Origin of the sequence: Albidovulum sp., from assembly GCF_008933605.1 — a bacterium.
Lineage (GTDB): Bacteria > Pseudomonadota > Alphaproteobacteria > Rhodobacterales > Rhodobacteraceae > Albidovulum.
Genome location: NZ_WBUS01000018.1, coordinates 1 through 16,342, shown reverse-complemented (window position 1 = coordinate 16,342; position 16,342 = coordinate 1). Strand labels below are relative to the sequence as shown.

At 65.4% G+C, this 16,342-nt stretch carries 16 protein-coding genes; 5 read left to right on the top strand and 11 right to left on the bottom strand.

The window, feature by feature from the left end:
* Positions 1–13 precede the first annotated feature (13 nt).
* The 4 genes from F9K34_RS04360 (at position 14) to F9K34_RS04345 (ending at position 4,377) form a co-directional block, all read left to right on the top strand.
* Entirely contained in the window at positions 14–1,561 is a 1,548-nt protein-coding gene (locus F9K34_RS04360; RefSeq protein ID WP_291335682.1) for a BCCT family transporter, read from the top strand.
* 67 nt (positions 1,562–1,628) lie between these two features.
* Complete coding sequence (locus F9K34_RS04355) at positions 1,629–3,305, top strand: hypothetical protein (protein ID WP_291335681.1); 1,677 nt, start codon at positions 1,629–1,631, stop codon at positions 3,303–3,305.
* The gene (locus F9K34_RS04350) at positions 3,302–4,009 is read left to right on the top strand and encodes a DUF3726 domain-containing protein (protein ID WP_291335680.1); all 708 of its coding nucleotides are present in this window, start codon (positions 3,302–3,304) and stop codon (positions 4,007–4,009) included. Before F9K34_RS04355 ends, F9K34_RS04350 begins: the two co-directional genes overlap by 4 nt.
* 11 nt (positions 4,010–4,020) lie before the next feature.
* On the top strand, positions 4,021–4,377 hold the full coding sequence (locus F9K34_RS04345) for a RidA family protein (protein ID WP_291335679.1): 357 nt from the start codon (positions 4,021–4,023) through the stop codon (positions 4,375–4,377).
* On the opposite strand, the gene F9K34_RS04340 is transcribed toward F9K34_RS04345, so the two are convergent.
* From F9K34_RS04340 to F9K34_RS04295, 10 genes are all read right to left on the bottom strand, one after another.
* Complete coding sequence (locus tag F9K34_RS04340) at positions 4,374–4,634, bottom strand: Hsp20/alpha crystallin family protein (protein WP_291335678.1); 261 nt, start codon at positions 4,632–4,634, stop codon at positions 4,374–4,376. The two genes, F9K34_RS04345 and F9K34_RS04340, sit on opposite strands and share 4 nt — an antisense overlap.
* Before the next feature lie 185 nt (positions 4,635–4,819).
* Positions 4,820–5,899 (bottom strand): phosphate acetyltransferase, encoded by a 1,080-nt coding sequence (gene pta, locus F9K34_RS04335; protein ID WP_291335677.1) that lies wholly within the window; start codon positions 5,897–5,899, stop codon positions 4,820–4,822.
* An 11-nt stretch (positions 5,900–5,910) separates the two neighbouring features.
* The gene (locus F9K34_RS04330; RefSeq protein ID WP_436405706.1) at positions 5,911–6,945 is read right to left on the bottom strand and encodes a YeiH family protein; all 1,035 of its coding nucleotides are present in this window, start codon (positions 6,943–6,945) and stop codon (positions 5,911–5,913) included.
* Positions 6,946–7,044: 99 nt separating this feature from the next.
* Positions 7,045–8,823: a sulfoacetaldehyde acetyltransferase gene (gene xsc / locus F9K34_RS04325; protein ID WP_291335675.1), complete on the bottom strand. Its 1,779-nt coding sequence runs from the start codon at positions 8,821–8,823 to the stop codon at positions 7,045–7,047.
* A gap of 23 nt (positions 8,824–8,846) precedes the next feature.
* Positions 8,847–10,244 (bottom strand): NAD(P)/FAD-dependent oxidoreductase, encoded by a 1,398-nt coding sequence (locus tag F9K34_RS04320; RefSeq protein ID WP_291335674.1) that lies wholly within the window; start codon positions 10,242–10,244, stop codon positions 8,847–8,849.
* A gap of 36 nt (positions 10,245–10,280) precedes the next feature.
* Entirely contained in the window at positions 10,281–10,667 is a 387-nt protein-coding gene (locus tag F9K34_RS04315) for a nuclear transport factor 2 family protein (RefSeq protein ID WP_291335673.1), read from the bottom strand.
* Between the two features lie 14 nt (positions 10,668–10,681).
* Entirely contained in the window at positions 10,682–11,173 is a 492-nt protein-coding gene (locus F9K34_RS04310) for a universal stress protein (protein WP_291335672.1), read from the bottom strand.
* 1 nt (position 11,174) lies between these two features.
* On the bottom strand, positions 11,175–12,515 hold the full coding sequence (locus F9K34_RS04305; protein WP_291335705.1) for a TRAP transporter large permease: 1,341 nt from the start codon (positions 12,513–12,515) through the stop codon (positions 11,175–11,177).
* A complete protein-coding gene (locus F9K34_RS04300) occupies positions 12,515–13,054 on the bottom strand; it encodes a TRAP transporter small permease (protein WP_291335671.1) in 540 nt (179 codons plus the stop codon). The genes F9K34_RS04305 and F9K34_RS04300 overlap by 1 nt, the downstream gene beginning before the upstream one ends.
* 64 nt (positions 13,055–13,118) lie before the next feature.
* Positions 13,119–14,129, bottom strand: a complete 1,011-nt coding sequence (locus F9K34_RS04295; RefSeq protein ID WP_291335670.1) for a TRAP transporter substrate-binding protein — start codon at positions 14,127–14,129, stop codon at positions 13,119–13,121.
* A gap of 48 nt (positions 14,130–14,177) precedes the next feature.
* Between F9K34_RS04295 and F9K34_RS04290 the strand changes: the two genes are divergently transcribed.
* Entirely contained in the window at positions 14,178–15,749 is a 1,572-nt protein-coding gene (locus F9K34_RS04290; RefSeq protein ID WP_366557786.1) for a PLP-dependent aminotransferase family protein, read from the top strand.
* A gap of 171 nt (positions 15,750–15,920) precedes the next feature.
* Here the strand turns inward: F9K34_RS04290 and F9K34_RS04285 are convergent, their stop codons facing one another.
* On the bottom strand, positions 15,921–16,181 hold the full coding sequence (locus F9K34_RS04285) for a glutaredoxin family protein (protein WP_291335669.1): 261 nt from the start codon (positions 16,179–16,181) through the stop codon (positions 15,921–15,923).
* Positions 16,182–16,342 lie beyond the last annotated feature (161 nt).

Here is a 16,342-nt window from a genome sequence, read left to right as displayed (position 1 = left end):
CTGGGAGGAAGGCATGACCGATACCACCGAGATCCGCGCGAGGGGAGCGTGGCTGGGCAAAGTGGACAAGCCGCTTTTTGCGGTGACCGGAAGCTTCATCTTGCTGTTCTGCGCGCTTGCGCTGATCAGCATCGACACCCTGTCGGCGTTGGTCGACCGGGGTTTCAACTTCGCGGCCACCTATTTCGGACTCTACTGGCAGATCCTGCTTCTGGCGACGTTCGTCATCGGCATCGCGATCTGTTTCCTGCCCGGCAGTCGCGCGGTTCTCGGACGGATGGACCGACCTGAATTCACCACCTTCCAATGGGCAGCCATGATAATGTGCACGCTGCTCGCTGGTGGCGGCGTCTTCTGGGCGGCCGGTGAGCCCATCGCACATTACCTGTCCACCCCACCGCTCCTTGGGGATCTGAGCGCCGATCCCGAGGCGCAGGCCAATGCGGCGCTGGCACAGGCCTATCTGCATTGGGGCTTCCTTGCATGGGCGATCCTCGGCTCGCTCACCACGATCATGCTGATGCACTATCACTACGACAAGGGTCTGCCCCTGGCGCCGCGCACGCTGCTCTATCCGGTCTTCGGTGACCGGGCGATCAATGGCCCCATCGGTCTGTTCGCCGACGCGTCGTGCATCATCGCGGTGGTCGCGGGCACGGTGGGACCGATCGGCTTTCTCGGGCTGCAGATGTCCTACGGCCTGAACGCTCTCTTCGGGATCCCCGACAGCTTCGCAGTGCAGGCCGTGATTATTCTCGCCCTCGCCGGAATCTACACCCTGTCGGCTATCTCGGGGCTCGAAAGGGGTATCCAGTTCCTGTCCAAGGCGAACGTGATCCTCGCCTTCGCGCTGCTGGCGTTCATGCTCATAGCGGGTCCGACGCTGTTCATCTTCAAGGGCTTCCTCGGGGGCTTCGGCACATACCTGTCGAATTTCGTCCCGATGGCGATGTTCCGCGGTGATGCCGGGATGTTCGGCGATCCGGGCTGGCTGGGCTGGTGGACCGTGTTCTTCTGGGGCTGGTTCCTCGGTTACGGCCCGCTGATGGCGATCTTCATTGCTCGCGTCAGCCGCGGCCGTTCGATCCGCTCGATCATCATCATGCTGTCGATCGTCGCACCGCTGATCACGAACTTCTGGTTCACGATCATCGGCGGATCGGGCATCGCCCTGGAGCAGATGACGCCGGGCGTGATCTCGGGGCCGTTCGAAGGTTTCAACCTGCCCGCCGGCCTGCTTGCGATCACCCAGGCATTGCCTGTGGGATTCATCCTGTCGCTGCTGTTCCTGGTGCTGACCATGATCTTCGTGGCGACGACCAGCGACTCGATGAGCTTCGTGATCGCCACGGCGATGTCGGACGACAATCCTTCGGCGCCACTGCGAGCCTTCTGGGGCCTTGCGATGGCCGTCATGGCGCTCATCCTGATTTCGACAGGGGCGGGCGGCATCGGCAAGCTGCAAAGCTTCATTGTGGTTACGGCTGTTCCGGTGTCGCTGGTGCTGCTGCCCTCACTTTGGGATGCATTTCGCATTACCATGACGCTTGGACGCCGGTGAGCGACTTGCCGGGCGTGGTGTGCCCATGCCCGCCGACAATCCATGATCGGAAGAAGGTTTCAGAACGATGAGCGCCGGCAAATCCCACGTTGCAGATGGCCTGCACCTTCGGCCCAGACCGCCCGAAACCGTCATGCGGCTCGCACGGATGGGTTCGGCTCACCCGACACGCCTGTCGTTCCTGCGGGTATTGCTGCGCCGAATGGAAAGAGAGGGCTGGCGTTTCGACCGACCGATCTGGGAAATCAACGATTGCGGTGTCGGGCGCGCCACATATCGCGCAATCGGGCCTGAACGCATCTACAGCCTTGTCGCCTTTGCTCACGACCTGCCCGAGGAGATGCGTTCGGATCGCGTCATCGCCACCGCGTGGGACGCGACCTTCGCGTTGTTCGACGGCACACCGACCAAGGCCGACCTCGACCGTCTTGAGGCCAACGTGCCGCTTCAGGAGGCCGGCCGGATCAGGCCGAGCGAGCTGTCGCTGAGCCGGGCCAACCGTTCGGTCCGCCTGTGGGAACACGTCGTCGACAAGCTCTCCATGGGTTGCCAGCCCGATCCCGAGGAGATTGCCGCCGTTGGATATCTGATGCGCACGACGGCGGTATACGGTTCCGGAAAGTTCGGTGCCGCCGACCGGCGCGACATCGCCGCTCGCCCCGAACTGGCAGCGCCATTCCAGATCGAGATGCTTTCGGTCTGGCTGACACGCCAGTTCTCCGTGGACATGGTCGAACACCTCGCCTCGGTGAAGGGGGGGGCCGGGGCGGTGCGTCTTGCGCCAGAGATCAAGCGTGGTCTTGGCGTCGGCAACGCGACCGGCCTCGGAATGGCTCCCTTCCTGGTGCGCCATCCGATGCTTCTCAACAACTGGATCAGCGCGCGCGAAGAGGCCCTGGCACGGGTGCGCAGGATCGATGGGGCGACGCGCGAGGCCGCGGCCTGCCTTCGCGCAGCCCATGCCGAAGCGTGCCGCAATGCCGCCAATTGGCGGTCGGAGCACCCGATCCAGATCGCGAAGCTCGCCGACCTGCGCGCGGACCTGGCGAAGATCGCCACGCGGCTGGAGAGGTTCCCCGGTGATGATCCGCGGCCATGGGATGCATTGTGGGTCTGGGGCGAGGAGACCTTGTCGCTCGAGGGTCAGGAGCAGCTATTCGCTCTGCTGATCGAACCCCATGGCAATCTCGTCGACGAACTGGCCGCCTGCATGAGCGCCGATGAAGCCGTTGCCTTTCGTCTGGATGGCGCTATGCGCCTTCGCAGGCTCCGTGAAGTCCTGGGTGAGCGCTACGCCTGGGCATTGGCTGTCGACTTCACCCGGCCGGAGAACACTGCCCGTTTCTGGTATGTCTCCGAGGAAAAGCTGGAACCGCGCCTGGGCGAGCGCGCAACCGAGACCGGCGCGGAGCGGGAACAGCCGCTGTGCATCGCACGGCTTGCCTCGGAACTGGACGCTGCGTTGGCGGAGAGGGACGAGACCGAGACCGTTGCGGCATTTCTTCTTCGCCACCCCGAGCATCGTTACATGGTGCGCCGCGTGCAGATCGCTGCAGGCCACCCATATGCCGAGGTCCACGACAACCTGATCGCGGCCGACATGCTGCCGATCGACCTCATGCGCTGCAAGCTGGCTTTTTTCGGCGCGAGCCATTTCGACCCGCGATCCGACAAATGGGTTAGGATCAGCCTGTTCCAGGGCGCACCCTATCCGCTCGAAATGGATGGGAGGACCCAGGCATGATCATGGAACCGAATGATCCCACCCGAACCGGTCCCGCAATCTCGGACTTGCCGCCTTCGGCGGTGCTGTCGCGCAACGAGATCGAGGCGCTTTGCACCAAGGCCGCTCGTGGGGCGAGTCTGAGCTGGGGCCAAGCCGAGGAAGCGGGGTTCGCCGCAGGCTGGCTCCATGCACATGGTATCGATGGTTCAGCCGCGCTTCTGGCCCACCTACACCGCAGGGCCGGCATGGCATGGGCGGATGTCTGCCCGGCCGTCGGCATTGGTCGATGGCAAGCCCGGGGCAGGGGGCCGATCTGTTCGATCGCACTCGGCGCCGCGCTCAGCGATCACTGCGGCCTGCCCGAGGGCGCGCTCAACGAGGGTCTGTCAGTCGGCCCCGTCAGCCAACCCATTCTCGTCCTGCCGTTTCTGTCGCGTATGGCCGAGGTTCTGGGCCATGCCGTTCTACTGTGCTTCGACGGGGGGGAGATCTGCGTCGACTCCCATGGCACGTCGGGTGATACGGGTCGTCTGACCAGGCTTGCCGAAGCATCATTTGGCCTTTCGCTTGGAACTCATCCCGACGGTTCCGGCTGCCCGCCCGTCTACGATTGCGCGCACGCGACGCTGACCGCGCTCGGCGATCTTGCGATGCGGACGACTGTTCCCCCTTCGGAACGCTCCCGTGCCGACGCGGGCGCCGGCACCGCCGACAACGACTGAAAGGACAAGAGATGACTGTTGCTCACTTGCATCCCGGTCAGCGGATGAGCGAGGCCGTGCGTGTCGGCGACATCGTATTCCTCGCCGGACAGATTCCCGACGACCTGAGTTCCGGCATCGAATTGCAGACCAGGCAGGTGCTGGACGGGATCGACCGGGTGATGGCTGAACTGGGCGGCAGCAAGTCCGACGTCGTCTCGGTCCAGGTCTGGCTGGCGGACATGGCGGATTTTCCCGGCATGAACGCGGTCTGGGATGCCTGGGTCGACAAGAAGGCACCGCCCGCGCGCGCCACCTGCGGCGTGGCATTGGCGCGACCGGGGATGCGCGTCGAGATGGTGGCGGTGGCGGCACTCCGCACTCGTTAGACGTTGTTGCAGAACCTGGATGTGAGGCGTCTCTGCGGGTCCACCTCGGCCGCCTGCCGGCTTTCGACGAGGAGGTGGACGATCGCGGGGGGCCTCGGGCATGAGCGGCGCGAGTCCCGGCAGGCCGTCTTCGGCAGCATGACGGCCAGGACGCCAAATTCGGACTTCGCCTCGACCTTGTCAGTATCCACGCCGGGCGGCAGCGGGATCGTGCGGTAGAAGGCGCCGTCGGAGCGTTCGGACAGGTGGATGTTCACTTAACCTTCATGGCTGACGAATGACATGACGGTTTCTGCGGGGCATTGACCCATGTTGCGGTGTCCGAGGTGCGGCCGCTCGGTGTCGGAGTGGACGATCCCGGTCCGCCGGACGCAACGCGCTCCGGCCCGTCAACGGCGCAAGCGGCCCTGTCACAGGCGGCGCACGAGAATGAATGCCGCCGTCAGCCGGGGGGAAGTGTCATCCCCGGAGGCACCTCGGGGCTTCGGGCGGTTGCGGGCGAATGGCGTGCCGGTTTGTTTGAAATCCGCTCCGCCTGGGCTGCCGTCACGGCGATCATGTGGAGTACGTCCTCGGCGCTGCATCCGCGCGAAAGGTCGTTCGCGGGTTTGGCAAGTCCTTGCAGAATCGGCCCGATGGCCACCGCGCCGCCAATCCGCTGCGCGATCTTGTAGCCGATGTTTCCCGCTTCCAGGTTCGGGAATATGAAGACGTTCGCGTTGCCGCCAAGCGGCGAGTCGCTCGCCTTCATGGCCGAGACCTCGGGGACGAAGGCCGCATCGAACTGCAGGGCGCCATCGACGCAGAGATCCGGGTCGGCTGCACGGACGAGCCTGGTGGCCGTCTCGACCTTGGTGACCGCGCTGTGATCGGCGCTGCCGCGCGTCGAGAAGGACAGCATGGCGACACGCGGAGTCTCGCCCGTCAGATCGGTGAAGGACCGGGCGGAGGCAATGGCGATCTGGGCCAGTTCGTCCGCGTCGGGTTCGACGACGAGACCCGCATCCGCAAAGACATGCGCGCCCTTCTTCTGGTGGTGCGACGCGCAGAAGAGCATCAGGAAGAAGCTCGAGACCACTTTGGTGCCGGGCTTGGGCCCGATGATCTGGATGGCGGTGCGGACGATGTCCGCCGTCGGCAGGCACGCGCCGCCCAATGTGCCGTCGGCAAGGCCGGCCTTCACCATCAGCGCCGCATAGATGTGGGGCTGCCTTGCGCCGCGCAGCGCCTCCTCCAGTGACAGGCCCTTGTGTTTGCGGGTGGCGTGGTAGAGGAGCGCGAGTTCGTCCGTCAGCGGCGAGGTCGCGGGATCGTGGATCTCGAGCGGTTCGGGCCGCTCCTTTCCCAGCCAGTCGAGCTGCGTGCCGATGGCTTGCTCCGACCCGACAAGGATGACGCGGGCGATGCCGCGCTCGCAGGCCTCGACGGCTGCCTTGACGACGCGCGGGTCCGCGCCCTCCGACAGGACGATCGTCCGCAGCGAGCGGGCGGCGTTCGCAAGGATCATTTCAAGCGGCTTCATGGCGGGGAACCTCAGCTGATGAGTTTTCCGCCGGCGACGACGAAGGCGGCGATGAAGAGTGTTTCGGCAACGATCAGAAAGATGGCCTGGCCACCGACCTCGAGCACGCGCTTGAGGGAGGTCTTCATCCCCACGGCCGAGACCGACAGGAGGAGCGCCCAGCGCGACACCTCCGACAGCAGTGTCGAGATCCCGGCCGGAATTGCGCCGAAGGAATTGAGGGCCGCGAAGATCAGGAAGGCCACCACGAAGAACGGGATGAGCGGCGGCCGCGCGCCCGTCGCACTGTCCGCACCCATGCTGTTGCGGATGACCAGCGACAGGATCAGGATGACCGGGGCGAGCATCGTCACCCGGATGAGCTTGACCAGCGTCGCCACCTCGCCCGCGGAATCCGAGACGGAGAAGCCGGCGCCCACGACCTGCGCCACATCGTGGATCGTGCCGCCGATGAAGACGCCGGACTGGCTGTCGTCCATCGCCATCCACCCCGCCAACATCGGGTAGAAGATCATGGCGAGCGTGCTGAGCACCGTCACGCCGAGAACCGTGAAGATCAGGTTGCTTTCCGAGTTCTCGTTCTTCGGGAGAACCGCAGCGATGGCCATGGCGGCCGAGGCGCCGCAGATCGCGACGGCTCCGCCGGTCAGCACGCCGAAGCGCCAGCCGCGCCCGAGGAAGCGAGAACAGACGACGCCGAAGGCGATCGTGAAGATGACGGCGAGAATGAGCAGTCCCACCATCTCCGGTCCGAGGCCGACCATCAGTTCGGCGCTGACGCGCGCGCCGAGGATGGCGACGCCGACCCGAAGCACCTTCTTCGCGGTCAGATCGATTCCGGGCACGCAGCGGCCGTCTTCGGCCAGGAACCCGAACGCGATCCCGAGAAGCAGCGCCATGAGCATCGCGGGCGCGCCGTAGTGATCGGACAGGAACTGCGCGGCCGTCCCCACCACGGCGCAGACGAGCAGACCCGGCGCGTATTGGCGGAACACGTCGCCTGCCCTGGACGTCCGGGCCCGTTGGCTCAAAGCTGAAGTCATGATCTGTTACTCACGGAAAAAGGAGGACACGACCGGGCGCGGGTCCCGATTTACCTGGATCAGGGACAGCGGCCGGGGAGGTCCCCCGGCCGCCGAGGGTCGTCAGGCCGCGCCCTGCTCGCGCATGTCGGCCGGATCAATCCCGGCGACGACGACGGGCTTCTTCATCGCGTCGCGGCGGAAGGGCTCGCCAAGTTCCTGGTTCAGGAGGACCTCGATGAAGGTCGTCTGCTTGTCCTTCATCTGGCGCTCGACCGCCTTGCGCAGTTCGGTGGTGAGCTCCTCGGTCGTCCGGACCTGGACGCCGTTGGCGCCACATGCGCGGGCGATGCCGGCATAGGACGTGTCCCGGTCCAGTTCCGTTCCAACGAAGTTGTTGGCGTACCAGAGCGTCGTGTTCCGCTTCTCCGCGCCCCACTGGTAGTTGCGGAAGATCACCATGGTGATCGCGGGCCAGTCGTCGCGGCCACACGCGGTCATCTCGTTCATCGAGATGCCGAAGGCGCCGTCGCCGGAAAAGCCGATCACGGGCGTGTCCGGGCAGCCGATCTTGGCGCCGAGGATCGACGGGAAGCCATAGCCGCAGGGGCCGAAGAGGCCGGGCGCCAGATACTTCCGGCCATTCTCGAACGCCGGGTAGGCGTTGCCGATGGCGCAGTTGTTGCCGATGTCGGACGAGATGATGGCCTCGGCCGGAATCGCCGCCTGGATCGCACGCCAGGCCTGCCGCGGGCTCATGAGGTCGGCGTCCCGCGCGCGCGCTTCCTCGTTCCAGACGGTGCCGGGATCGTCCTGCTCGTGGTCGAGCGACGAGAGTTCCTGTGCCCAGCGGGACTTCGTCGTGGCGACAAGGTCACGCCGTGCCTGACGGCCTTCGTCGCCGGCGCTGCCGGAAAGACGCGCGAGGATGCCGCGCGCGACCTTCGCCGCATCGCCCTCGATCCCCACGGTGACCCTCTTCGTCAGACCGATCCGGTCGGCGTTGATGTCGACCTGGATTATCTTCGCCCCTTTCGGCCAGTAGTCGATGCCGTAGCCGGGCAGCGTCGAGAACGGGTTGAGCCGGGTGCCGAGCGCGAGCACGACATCGGCCTTGGCGATGAGTTCCATCGCGGCCTTGGAGCCGTTGTAGCCAAGCGGCCCCATGGCAAGCCGGTGCGAGCCGGGGAAGCTGTCGTTGTGCTGGTAGTTCGAGCAGACCGGCGCATCCAGCCGCTCGGCCAGCTTGACTACGTCCGGGATGGCCCCCGAAAGCACGACACCCGCACCCGAGAGGATCACCGGGAACCGTGCCTCGGAGAGAAGACGCGCAGCTTCGGCCACGGCCTCCTCGCCACCGGCGGGGCGTTCGAACTTGACGACCTGGGGAAGATCGACGTCGATCACCTGGGTCCACATGTCACGCGGGATGTTGATCTGCGCAGGCGCCGAGGCGCGCCATGCCTTCAGGATGACGCGGTTCAGCACCTCGGGGATGCGGGTCGCATCGCGGACCTCTTCCTGGTAGCAGACGCAGTCGGCGAACATCCGCATCTGCTCCATTTCCTGGAAGCCGCCCTGGCCGATGGTCTTGTTGGCCGCCTGCGGCGTCACCAGCAGCATCGGCGTATGGTTCCAGTAGGCGGTCTTCACGGCGGTGACGAAGCCGGTCACGCCGGGGCCGTTCTGCGCGATCGCCATCGCCATCTTGCCGGTGGCGCGGATGAAACCGTCGCACATCAGGCCGCCGTTGGTTTCATGGGCGCAGTCCCAGAAGGTGATGCCCGCCTTCGGAAAGAGGTCCGAAACCGGCATCATGGCGGAACCGATGATGCCGAAGGCATGTTCGATCCCGTGCATCTGAAGCACTTTGACGAAGGCTTCTTCGGTGGTCATTCTCATTTGCGTTCTCCTTTCCGCGCAACTCAGTTGCGCTCGTCCCGATAGTGGTAGATCTTGTAGAGGCCCCATTGGCCGAGCCGCCGGAACGGCGTTCTCCAGCCTTCGTGCGGCAGTTCGTCCCGGAAGATCGGCAGCTTCGGCACAGTCGCCTCGCGGCCCGCGACCAGTTGCGCCATGCGCCGGCCGGCCTGTGCCGAATACATGACGCCGTTCCCTCCGTAGCCCATGGCGTAATAGGCGTTGGGCAGGCCCGACACGGCCGTGATCCGCGGCATCATGTCGTGGCTCACGTCCACCCAGCCCCACCAGGAGTAATCCAGCTCGATTCCACGCAGGGCGGGGAACTTGCGGGCCAGCCCTTCGCGCAGGCTGGCGAGGTGGCGCGGGTTGTCGGCATCCTGGCCGGTGATCGCGGCCCTGCTGCCGATCTGGACGCGGTTGTCCGGCAGCAGTCGGTAGTAGTGCCGCAGGGTCCGCGTGTCGGTCAGCGGGCTCGTCACCTTGAAGCCGCAGGCGTCGAGTTCGGACGCCGTCAGCGGCCGCGTCACGATCGAGTTCGACATGATCGGCATGATCCGGTCGCGCAACTGGGGATGCAGGCCACGCGGCGCGTAACCCGCCGTGGCGACGGCAACGGCCCGGGCGCGCACCGTGCCGCCGGGCGTGCGGAGGTGGTGAACGCCGTTCTTCGTCGTCCAGCCTTCGACCGGGCTGTCCACATGGACCTTAGCCCCGAGTTCGCGGGCCACGCGGAGGTAGCCGAAGGCCAGCTTCGCGGCATGGACGGCCGTCCCGTCGGGCTCCCACATCGCCCCGTGCGCTTCCCGGTCGCGGACCGCCGTGGCATGCAGCTCGTCGCGGGAGAGCATCCGTGCGCCATAGCCGAAGGTCTCGCGCAGAAGCGCCGCCTCCTTGGTCAGGGTCGGCATCATCCACGGCCTGTGGGCGATGTAGTAGTGCCCGCCGTCCTGCGGCTCGCAGGCGATGGCGTGGTCGCGGATCAGCCCGCGGAAGACGTCGAATGCCTCGACCACCTCCGCATGCATCCCGCGCGCGACATCGAGGCCCCAGCGCTCGATCCACTGCGACCGCTTCAGCCGGCCCGAGGAGATCTGCGCCTGGCCGCCGTTGCGGGTGGAGCAGCCAAAGGCCACGCCGTTGGCCTCAAGCACATGCGCCTTGATGCCGAATTCCTTGGCGAGGTGCAGGGCGCAGGACAGTCCGGTATAGCCCGAGCCGATCACGGCGACGTCGACATCCAGGTCCCCGCGCACCGGGCCGTCGTCTTCCGGCGGCGTGCCCGCCGTGCCGATCCAGTAGGTCGGCGCATAGGCGGTCCCGCTCCCGATGGATCTGTCGGCGATGGGATCGTACTTGGGGTTGTAGGGCGCGCGAGCGCGAAGGTGTGTCGTGGCTTGCATCGACGTGAATCCGGTTATGGGGTGAGGTTGGACTGGTCAGCGGGGCTCGATGACCGGGCGCTGCTTTCGGAAGGCCTGCTTCATGACGAGCTTGCCGTCGCGGATCGTGAACAGGTCCACGCCCTGCGCCTCGACCCGGCGGCCTGCGGCATCGGTGCCGCGAAACGTCCATTCCGACACGCCCCGGTCGCCGCAGACGAAGTGGCGGTGATCGGCCCATTCGGCATCCGGCATCGCGGTCCAGACCCCGACGAAGGCCTTGGCGATCGCGTCACGGCCGGTGATGCGGGCCCCGAATTCCTCCGGGCCGGCCACCGTCGTGAACACGCAGTCCTCGGCGAAATGGGTCATGACGGCATCGACGTCATGGCGGTTGAACGCGTCGAAGGTGAACTTCAGATCATCGGCCGTGAGCTGACTCATGGGTCTATCCTTTTCTAGTGTTCGCTGTAGGGCACGATCAGCGTGGGCACCGTGGCGCGGTGCAGCACCCGCTTGGCGATCGTTCCCAGGAAGCTGTGGGTCAGCCCGTGGGCATGGCTGCCCATCAGGATCATGTCGGCCGGCAGGCTGTCGGCACGCTTGAGGATCGCGTCCGCGGCATAGCCCTCGACGACTTCGATTTCGTCGACGCGGGCGCGCTCGCCGCGCTCGTCCTCGGGCATTTCCGCCCAGAAGGCCTCTTGCCGTTCGTTGAGCGCCGCGCGGGTATTCTGCAGGCGACGGTTGATCGCCTGGTTCCGTTCGTTCGCGTCGATCATGAACATCTGAAGCGTGATGCGCGCTTCCTCGTTCATCGGTTCCAGTGCGTGCATGACGTGGAGCCGCGCGTCGAGTGCCTTGGCCAGTCCGACCGCGTAGCGGAAGGCGAAGTTCGAAGTCGTGGACAGATCCGTCGCGTAGAGGATCGTCTTGATGGGCTGCATCATGTCAGTACCCCATTGCCCGTGGCAGCCAGAGCGCGATCTCGGGGAAGATTGCGATGACGGCGATTGCGACCGTGCTGGCTATCGCGAAGGGCAGCGCGCGCAGCGAGATCTCCTCGATCGAGACGTTCGAGATGCCCGAGGCGATAAAGAGGTTCTCGCCCAGGGGCGGGGTCTGGAAGCCCACCGAGAGCGTGCAGATCATCACGATGCCGAAGTGGATCGGGTCGATCCCGACCGAATAGGCGACGGGCAGCATCACCGGCACGAGGATCATGATCGCCGCAAGCGTCTCCATGAACATGCCGACGAAGAGCAGGAAGGCGACGATCAGGGCCCAGATCACATAGATGTTCTGCGTGAACGACAGGAGCGCCGAGGCAAGGTGCGCCGGGATCTGGTTCTCGACGAGGATGCGGCCGAAGATCGTCGCGGTGAAGAGAACCAGAAGAACGCGGCCGGTGAGCCAGGTGGTCGCCTCGAGCGAAGCGAAGATCTCCTTCAGGCGGATTTCCCGGTAGATGAAGATCCCGACGAAGAGAGTGTAGAAGATCGCCACGATCGCCGCCTCGGTCGGCGTGAAGAGGCCCGCGTAGATGCCGCCGAGGATCACGAGCGGCGCGAGCAGCGACCAGAAGCCCTTGTAGCAGGCCGTCGCGATCTTGCCGATCGACAGCGCCTCTCCGCCGCCGCGATACCCGGCCCTGCGGCACCGGACGTAGTTCATCAGAAGCAGGCCCGAAGCCATCGCGAAGCCGGGCAGGAAGCCGGCGATGAACAGCTTGGAGATCGAGACGGTCTGGAACTGGCCGAACTTCTCGACCGCCTCGACCGGGGGCTGCATGCCCATCGCCGAGATGCCGAAGATGACCATCGGGATCGAGGGCGGGATGACGATGCCGAGCCCGCCCGAAGCGGCGGTGACGGCCGCGCCGTAGCCACGGGCATAGCCGGCCTTGGTCATCGCCGGGATCATCAGCATGCCGACGGCCGCGGTCGTCGCGGGGCCGGAGCCGGAGATCGCGCCGAAGAACAGGCAGGCGATGACCGTCGCCGCCGAGATGCCGCCGGTGAAGGGGCCGGCGAGGCTTTCGGCCACCGTGATCAGCCGCCGCGAGATGCCGGCGGCCTCCATCAGGGCTCCGGCCAGGATGAAGGCCGGCAGCGCCATCAGCGGGAAGGCCCCGACCGATGAAAAGGCGATCTGGACCATCTTGATCGGGTTGTCGCCCAGGTACCACATGGCGGCCAGGGCCGAAACCCCGAGCCCGACCGAGATCGGCGCGCCGAGGATGAGCAGAAAGAAGAACGTGCCGAAAAGCACGGTGACGATAGCACTGTCCATCACGCGCGCCCTCCCTTGGCGGCTTCGGCTGCGATCGCGTCGAGGTCGAGCTGATCGGGGTCGCGCGGGTCCGTACCCAGCACGAGCTTCATGTAGTTCACCTGCAGGATGCGGAGCGTCATCAGCGTGAACGCCAGCGGCAGCACCAGCATCACGTACTTCATCGGCCAGCCCAGCGTCTGGGCCTTCACGAAGGGCTTGAGAAGACTGATGTATTCGATCGCGTAGCGGATGAAGACGATGTTGAATACGATCCAGAAGAGGTCACCCGCCGCCTCGACCCAGCGGGCGATCCGCCGCGGCATCATGTTCACGTGGAACGAGATGCGGTTGTGCGCATACATCCGCGCGGCGTAGCTGGCGCCGAAATAGGCGAACCAGACGAACATGAAGACCGAGATTTCCTCGATCCAGGTGATCGAGAAGCCGAAGGCAGAGCGTGACACGATCTGCACGAAGAGCAGGACGACAAACGCCGCCAGAAGAACGCGACAGATGTAGCTCTCCAGCTTGTCAAGATGACGCCAGAACCGGTGCATGTTTGAACCTGTGGGGATGAGGCTGGCAGTGGGGGCCGCGCTCGGCGGCCCCCCGCGGTTCAGGTCACTCGACGGCCGGACGGCCGAGCGCGGCCAGGACGTTGTTCAGCACGTCCTTGCCGCCGATCGAGTCATAGAACTTCGGCCAGACGGCGGCGGTCGCAAGGTCGATGAACTCCTTCTCGCCGTCGGCCGGATCGGTGATCTCCATGCCCTTGGCGACGAGCTCTTCCTTGATCCTGGCTTCCTGGTCGCGCAGGAACTGGCCCGAGGCCAGCGTCGCCGCATTGCCGGCTTCCAGAACGGCAGCCTGTTCTTCGGGGCTCAGCGACTGGAACACCTGCTCCGACACGATCAGCGGCTCGATCGAGAAGATGTACCGGATGTTCGTGATGTACTTCTGCACTTCGTCGAACTTCATCGCATAGACGGTCATGTAGGGGTTGTCCTGGCCGTCCACGACCTTCTGCTGGAGTGCCGCGAAGGTTTCCGACCAGGCCATCGGGGTCGGGTTGATGCCCCAGGCCTGATAGGTCGCGATCATGATCTCGTTCTTTGGCGTGCGGACGACCAGATCCTTCAGGTCGGCCACGGTCGACACCGGGTGCTTCGAGTTGGTCAGGACGCGGAAGCCCGAATAGGCCCAGCCGATGATGCGCACGCCGGCATCCTCGATTGTCTTGTCGATCATCTGCTGGCCGATCTCGCCCTGGGTGATCTTCTCGGCGTCTTCCAGCGACAGGATGACGTAGGGCAGCGTGAGCGTGCCGACTGACGGCGAGAAGGGCGTGATGTTGTTGATCGCGAGGATCGAGAAATCGAGCGTGCCGGTGGCGGCGGCGGTCACGGTGTCCTGCTCGTCGCCGAGCTGGCCGTTCAGGAAGAGCTGCGCCGTATGCGCGCCGCCGGATTTCTCTTCGAGCGCCTTGACGAAGGCAAGGCCCAGGGCCTCCTGCGTGCCGCCCGCGCCGTCGCCGACGGCGATGCGGAAATCACGTGCGTCGGCATGGAAGGCCGTCGTTGCAAGCAATACGGCAAGGGCGGCACTCTTGAGTGCCGTCACGGTCTTTTTCATGGATATCTCCCTAAAGGGGCCGAATCTCCTCCGCGGCCGAGAGGGAAATTGTCAGGGGCCACCCGTGAATGTTATATCCAGAATGGATCAAGAACCGATCCAGTTTGGGAAGCCACTTTGACGTCGACATACCGCATCGCGCCCGAGATCTTCTTCATCGACCGCCGCGACAGGCGCACGCTGCAGATGCAGTTGGCAACCTCCATCGTCTCGACGATTCTGGATACGCGCGCGCTTCCGGGCACGCGGATGCCATCCACACGCAAGCTGTCGGAAACGCTTAATATTTCCAGGCTTACCGTGACCCTCGTGTATCAGGATCTCGTCGCCCAGGGTTATCTGGAGCCGTTGCCGCGCTCGGGTTTCGTCATCTCCAGGAAGGTGCCCCACCGGCGGGTCCAGGCCGACACGGCCGCTTCCGGGGTGATTCCCGCGGTCGACTGGACCGGCCGTCTCGCACATCGGCTGGACCAGCGGCGGAAAATCAGCAAGCCGCGCGACTGGCGCAGCTACCCTTACCCATTCATCTATGGCCAGGTCGACCCGACGCTCTTCGATCACAACGCATGGCGCGACTGCGCGAGACGAGCCTTGGGCCAGCGCGACTTTCCCGAACTTGCCGATGACCGTCTGGCCCAGGATGATCCGGTCCTCGTCGACTATGTCCGCCGCAATACGCTTCCCCGCCGCGGAATAAACGCATCCCCCGACGAGGTCCTGATCACGCTGGGTGCCCAGAATGCCTTGTGGATCGCTGCCACGCTCCTGGCCACGCCGGACAGGCTCGGGGTCATGGAAGATCCCGGTTTCCCGGACTTCGCGGAGACCTTGCGCTTCCTCGGAATGCCACGTCACTTCGTGCAGGGCGACGAGGGCGGCCTCGATCCCGATCTTCTGCCGCCGGATACCGGCCTCGTCTTCGTCACGCCAAGCCACAATATTCCGGCCGGCGCGACGATGCCGCGCGAGCGTCGGCGGCACCTCCTGGATCTAGCGGACCAGAAGGACTTTCTAATTATCGAGGATGACTACGAGACAGAAATGAGCTTTCTCGAACCGCCATCCCCGTCACTGAAGGCGATGGACCGGGCGGGTAGAGTCATCTACGTCGGCAGCTTCTCGAAATCGCTCTTTCCGGGTCTGCGGATCGGCTATCTCGTCGCGCCTCCGGAATTCATCCGCCAGGCGCGGGAACTGCGCACCATGATGCTGCGCCACGCGCCGGGTCACATGCAGAGGGTCACGGGGTACTTTCTCGCACTCGGGCACTACGATGCCCATGTCGTACGCCTGCGAGAGATCTTCAGACGCCGGCGCGAAGCGCTCGTGACGGCGCTTGGGCCAACAGATATCCACGTCGTTGGCGCCGCGCGCCATGGCGGCTCCAGCCTTTGGGTGGCGGGACCGGAGCACATCGACAGCCGCGATCTCGCCACACACCTCGCGCCGCGCGGAGTACTCATCGAGCCGGGCCATCCGTTCTTCTCGAACCCTGCCGAAGTCTGCAATCTCTTCCGGCTCGGATATTCCTCCATCGCGGAAGCCCAGATCGGGAAGGGCGTGCAGATCATGCAGGAAACGGTCGCGGCGCTGGCGACCTCCTCGGGTCGGGTCGATTGATTTCCGACCGTCGGCATCGTTCAGACGCCGCAAGGAGACCTTGGGTTGGGCGAGCTTTTCTTCCGGCTGACGGACGAGCAGCGGGTCCGGCAGCCGTCCGTACAGCGGGCCGGGCAGCGAGGCCGAGCGTGCCGAGGACCCGCGGACTCTGCCCGAGCTGAGCCTCCGGGGTCAGGTCGGCCATGCCCCGACCTCCCGCAGCCGCGCCTCGATCCGGGGCTTCTGGTCCTCGAAGGTGCCGTAGGCGAACCAGTCGCCGATCTCGGTGATCGGGGCGACGCGGACGCCGAAGCGCCGCTTGGCCTCGTCCATCACGGCCTGGTCGGTGAGGTCGCGTTCGGCGTAGGCGATGCCGAGACGGCCAAGCCAGGCCTTGAGGCTGCGGCAATCGGGGCAGGTCGGGGTGGAATAGACGGCGACGGCAGCGGTCATGGCGGTTCTCCTTGGCGGTAATGAGGGGGATCAGGGCCGTCCCCGGATGTGCCGGGGACGCCTTGCCGTCATGCGGCGGCGCTGTTTGCCCTGGCGGTCGGCGCGGTGAAGCGGCGCAGGCGGAGGGCGTTGGCGAGGACGAAGACGGAGGAGAGCGCCAT

Excerpts from the sequence above, each read along its gene's own strand:
- F9K34_RS04360 (WP_291335682.1), top strand. The coding sequence starts at position 14 with ATGACCGATACCACCGAGATCCGCGCGAGGGGAGCGTGGCTGGGCAAA.
- F9K34_RS04355 (WP_291335681.1), top strand. The coding sequence starts at position 1,629 with ATGAGCGCCGGCAAATCCCACGTTGCAGATGGCCTGCACCTTCGGCCC.
- F9K34_RS04350 (WP_291335680.1), top strand. The coding sequence starts at position 3,302 with ATGATCATGGAACCGAATGATCCCACCCGAACCGGTCCCGCAATCTCG.
- F9K34_RS04345 (WP_291335679.1), top strand. The coding sequence starts at position 4,021 with ATGACTGTTGCTCACTTGCATCCCGGTCAGCGGATGAGCGAGGCCGTG.
- pta (WP_291335677.1), bottom strand. The coding sequence starts at position 5,899 with ATGAAGCCGCTTGAAATGATCCTTGCGAACGCCGCCCGCTCGCTGCGG.
- xsc (WP_291335675.1), bottom strand. The coding sequence starts at position 8,823 with ATGAGAATGACCACCGAAGAAGCCTTCGTCAAAGTGCTTCAGATGCAC.
- F9K34_RS04320 (WP_291335674.1), bottom strand. The coding sequence starts at position 10,244 with ATGCAAGCCACGACACACCTTCGCGCTCGCGCGCCCTACAACCCCAAG.
- F9K34_RS04315 (WP_291335673.1), bottom strand. The coding sequence starts at position 10,667 with ATGAGTCAGCTCACGGCCGATGATCTGAAGTTCACCTTCGACGCGTTC.
- F9K34_RS04310 (WP_291335672.1), bottom strand. The coding sequence starts at position 11,173 with ATGATGCAGCCCATCAAGACGATCCTCTACGCGACGGATCTGTCCACG.
- F9K34_RS04305 (WP_291335705.1), bottom strand. The coding sequence starts at position 12,515 with ATGGACAGTGCTATCGTCACCGTGCTTTTCGGCACGTTCTTCTTTCTG.
- F9K34_RS04300 (WP_291335671.1), bottom strand. The coding sequence starts at position 13,054 with ATGCACCGGTTCTGGCGTCATCTTGACAAGCTGGAGAGCTACATCTGT.
- F9K34_RS04295 (WP_291335670.1), bottom strand. The coding sequence starts at position 14,129 with ATGAAAAAGACCGTGACGGCACTCAAGAGTGCCGCCCTTGCCGTATTG.
- F9K34_RS04285 (WP_291335669.1), bottom strand. The coding sequence starts at position 16,181 with ATGACCGCTGCCGTCGCCGTCTATTCCACCCCGACCTGCCCCGATTGC.